Genomic DNA, 3570 nt, shown 5'->3' with positions numbered 1-3570 from the left:
GTGTTTCGCCCGTCACCGTCCGGGGCACTGCCCAACAGCTCGGCCACCCGAACAAACTCGTCAACCGACGGCTCACCAAAAGACGCAACCGCACGCCGATACATATTCTCGAAGTGGTCACGGGCGAGCTCAGCACCATAGATCTGGCGCGCGGCCGCGGCGGCCGCCACGACGTTGCGGACGGTAGACGGATCGATCCGCTCCCTCCGACGGCCGAGGATGATCTGCACTGTCAAGGTACGGCTATCACCCGTCAAGGTACGGCTATCACCCGGGCGGCTCGGCTCCACCAGCACTCGCATACCCAGCAGCGCCTCCACCGACGGCTGGTCGAACACCGCATCCACATGCCGATACAGGGTCAGGAGCGACCAATTCCGCGCTGCCACCCCCGCATCACCCGAAGCCACCGGCATATCCACCCGCCGCGCCAGCCCATCCAAGGCCGCACGCACCGCCGCCTCATCAACCCTGCCCGACCCCTGCCCCGCCACCCGCAGCGCGAATTCCATCAACCCGTCCATCTGCGCCAACACCGCCGGTTCGTCCCCGCTGTGCGAGACCGGGTCGGGGAAGAAAACCCCACGCAACCGCGCGACCCGACTCAGCGGGGCACTCAGGCGGGGCACCTCGGCGGGATCAACCCAGCCATGCGCCGCCCGCCACGCCGTCACCGCCGACCCACCCACACCGTCCAACACCAACTCACCCGCGGCATTACGCGACACACCCGGCGCAAGCGGCAACCGCCCGGGCAACCCATCCACCCCGAACACGAAATAGTCATGAGAACTCCAATGCGGTCCGGTCGCCACCAACATCGGCCCGGCCACCATCACCTCCGACGAATCCGCGGCATCCATGTCGTGGGCCACCCGGACCGCCAACCACCTCACCGAACCCGCCCCACCCGGCACCACCGCCCCCACCCGGCTTCTCAGCCCCGGCGCCCCACCCAACCGCAGCGCCGCCTCCCCCATCTGCGACACCGGGAACACCTGCCCATCAGGCAACCGCACCTCCACCACCACAGAATCAGCAACACCAGCCGACAACGAATCCAACCAACCAGCCACCACCGCCACCGCCACCGCAGCAGACTCCGCACCCCCCACCCGCACCGTCACCCACAACCGCCCCGGCAACGCCAACGGCCACGTAGCAAAAGAATCATCAAAGACACCGAGCGCCCCCTCGGCGCGCAGATCCACCCCCGCCGGCGTGCGCGACGCGGTGAACCCCGCCAGCTCCGGCAACACCACACGCGATTCCCAGCCCGGCACCACACCCGTCATCCGGAAGCGATGCACCGCCCGGTCAGCGGCGATCCCGGCCAGGCTGTCAGGGCTGGTCAGGTCCTCACCCCCGTCCCAGGCGATTACCCCATCGACAAACCCCCAATCAGCGGGCCGCCGCGCCGGAGCGGGCCGGTCCAACGGGGTGCCCGCGAGTTGATGCGGGGTGTCCCCATCAGCGGCCGCCTGCAGCGCCAGTCCCACCACCAGCGCCGCGGCGAACACGCCCATATCCGAGGCCCAGTCCCACTCCCGCCACGATGCGGTAGATACCCGGAACGTCCACCTGGCCCAGTCGATCTCACGCGCCCCCGCCGGCAAATCCGCGTCGACCTCGATCCGCGGCACCGGAACACCAGCCCGGTTGGCCAGAACGCCCACCCACTCATCCCGCAGCCGCTCGTACTCCTCATCCGTCAGCGTTACACGCCCAGGGCCCGCCGCCTCGACAAGTTCCGCGAACCGGGAACGCAGCCGATGGCTCAGCCATCTGACCGAGTCTTCGGAGCCGATCCCCTCACCATCGATAAGCTCGCTCTCCAGCGGCGGTCGTGGCTCATGGATCCACACATCCCGGCCGCGGTCGGCGAACCACCCCACCAACCACTCGTTCAGCCTGGCCCGATCCTCGGCACCAGTCCCCACCGGGAACGACGCCAGAACCGTCACCCCCCCACCCTCAGAAACCTTGGTCACCCGCCACGCCACCGCCAAGCCGCCAGCCGCCACGGGACGGGTGAACAGCTCCGGCAACATCCGATCAGCCCTACCAGCCGAACCCGCGTCCAGACTCGCCCGGACGTCAACCGACTCCCACGGGAACGCCACATACAGCGTCACCCCCTCCTGCAGGAGAGGTGTGGGCGGCAGCCGATCCTGCCACCACCCCAGCACCCCCTCCGCACGAGTCGCCGCCCAGGACCGCGGCTGCGCAGCCGCGGCAGCAACCACATCAGCCAGACCCAACCCGTGGTGCGGGCCAACACCCAACCCATCCCGCAACCCCACCCGAGGCGGCACCGCCGACACCGTCACCAGCGGCACATCCCGCCCGCCAACACGTCGCACAACCACATCCTGCGGCGCCAACAACCGCCGCATGCTCGGCACCATGACATGCAAACGCGCCAGGGCACGCACGGCCGCGTCCCCCCGCGCCCACACCTCGTCAGCCCGCCCCTGCAACCCCACCAACTCATCCCGGTCAACCCCACCGGGGACGGCACGCACCACCGCTCCCACGTTCGTCAAGTCCAGGACGAACCGGCCCGCGGCCCGATCAACCACCTCCTGGTACAACGCCCATTGGTCGTCTCGGAACGACTCAAGAAGCGCCAGCGGTTCATCGAGATGGGCATACGCATCTCGCGCCCCAGCCAGCAACTCTTCGACCCGCGGGTCCAGCCGCAACGCCGACGCCACACCCACAGCCGCCAAAGCTCCCGCCACCGCCGAAACCCCCGACCACACACGATCGGACCAACTCTGCAACTTCACGACCAGATCCAGATCGGGTTGCCCCCACGCCACCAGCAGATCCAGGTTGGCCCTCCGCATCAAAAGCATGATCGGATCCAGCACGCCGGGCTGCATCAACGCCCCGAGCGGATCCAAATCGTCGCGAATCACATCCTGCACGTCAAGCCGCCGCAAAGCTGGGACCAGACCCAAATCGAGCAACCACGCCGCGACCTGATCCAGACCGGCCCGCATCTGCACCGTGTCGTCTTCGGCAAACTCCCCAAGCAGTGTCACATCGGTCAACACACCGAGCGTGGAGGACGCCTCGATAAGCGACTGCAGCTCATCGCGTACCGTCCCGCCCACAGAATCCCTAAAGGCAGCAAGCTCACCAGCGACGTCGAACTCCACCGGCCTGGCCGACTGCGGCTCGGGCCACGCCACCGGGAACCCCAAAACGGCCAGAACACCCACCACCTCAGCCGCCCGCGACCACACCCGATCAGCCTGCTCCTGCAGCTCGTCGACCTGACGCCGAGTGACCCAAGCCCAACCAAGATCCCCCACAGCACCGGCCAACGCCGTAAGCTCCCGCTCGAACCGCACCAGGAAGGCACGTAGAACGACAAGACCCTTCAGCATCACCTCCGACCCCAGACGACGCGCTGTCAGTTGCTGCATACGCCGGGTGAGCTGCACATACGCCGTCAGGTGCAACTGCTGAACACGGTCCCGCACCCGCCCCGTGAGCAGTTCCAACTGCGCCAACCCATCTACTGGGTCAGACAACCAATCCACCCACCGAGCAGACGCC

Annotated in this window: 1 protein-coding gene; it reads right to left on the bottom strand. The window is 67.8% G+C overall.

Annotation, left to right across the window (positions count from 1 at the left end):
- A partial coding sequence (locus KJS59_RS31955; RefSeq protein WP_213457360.1) for a hypothetical protein occupies window positions 1-3515 on the bottom strand: 3515 nt, incomplete at its 3' end.
- Window positions 3516-3570: the final 55 nt, after the last annotated feature.

This window comes from Rhizomonospora bruguierae, assembly GCF_018397995.1.
Lineage (GTDB): Bacteria > Actinomycetota > Actinomycetes > Mycobacteriales > Micromonosporaceae > Rhizomonospora > Rhizomonospora bruguierae.
Note: the sequence above shows the minus strand (reverse complement) of the source record. Positions and strands in the feature narration are given on the sequence as shown.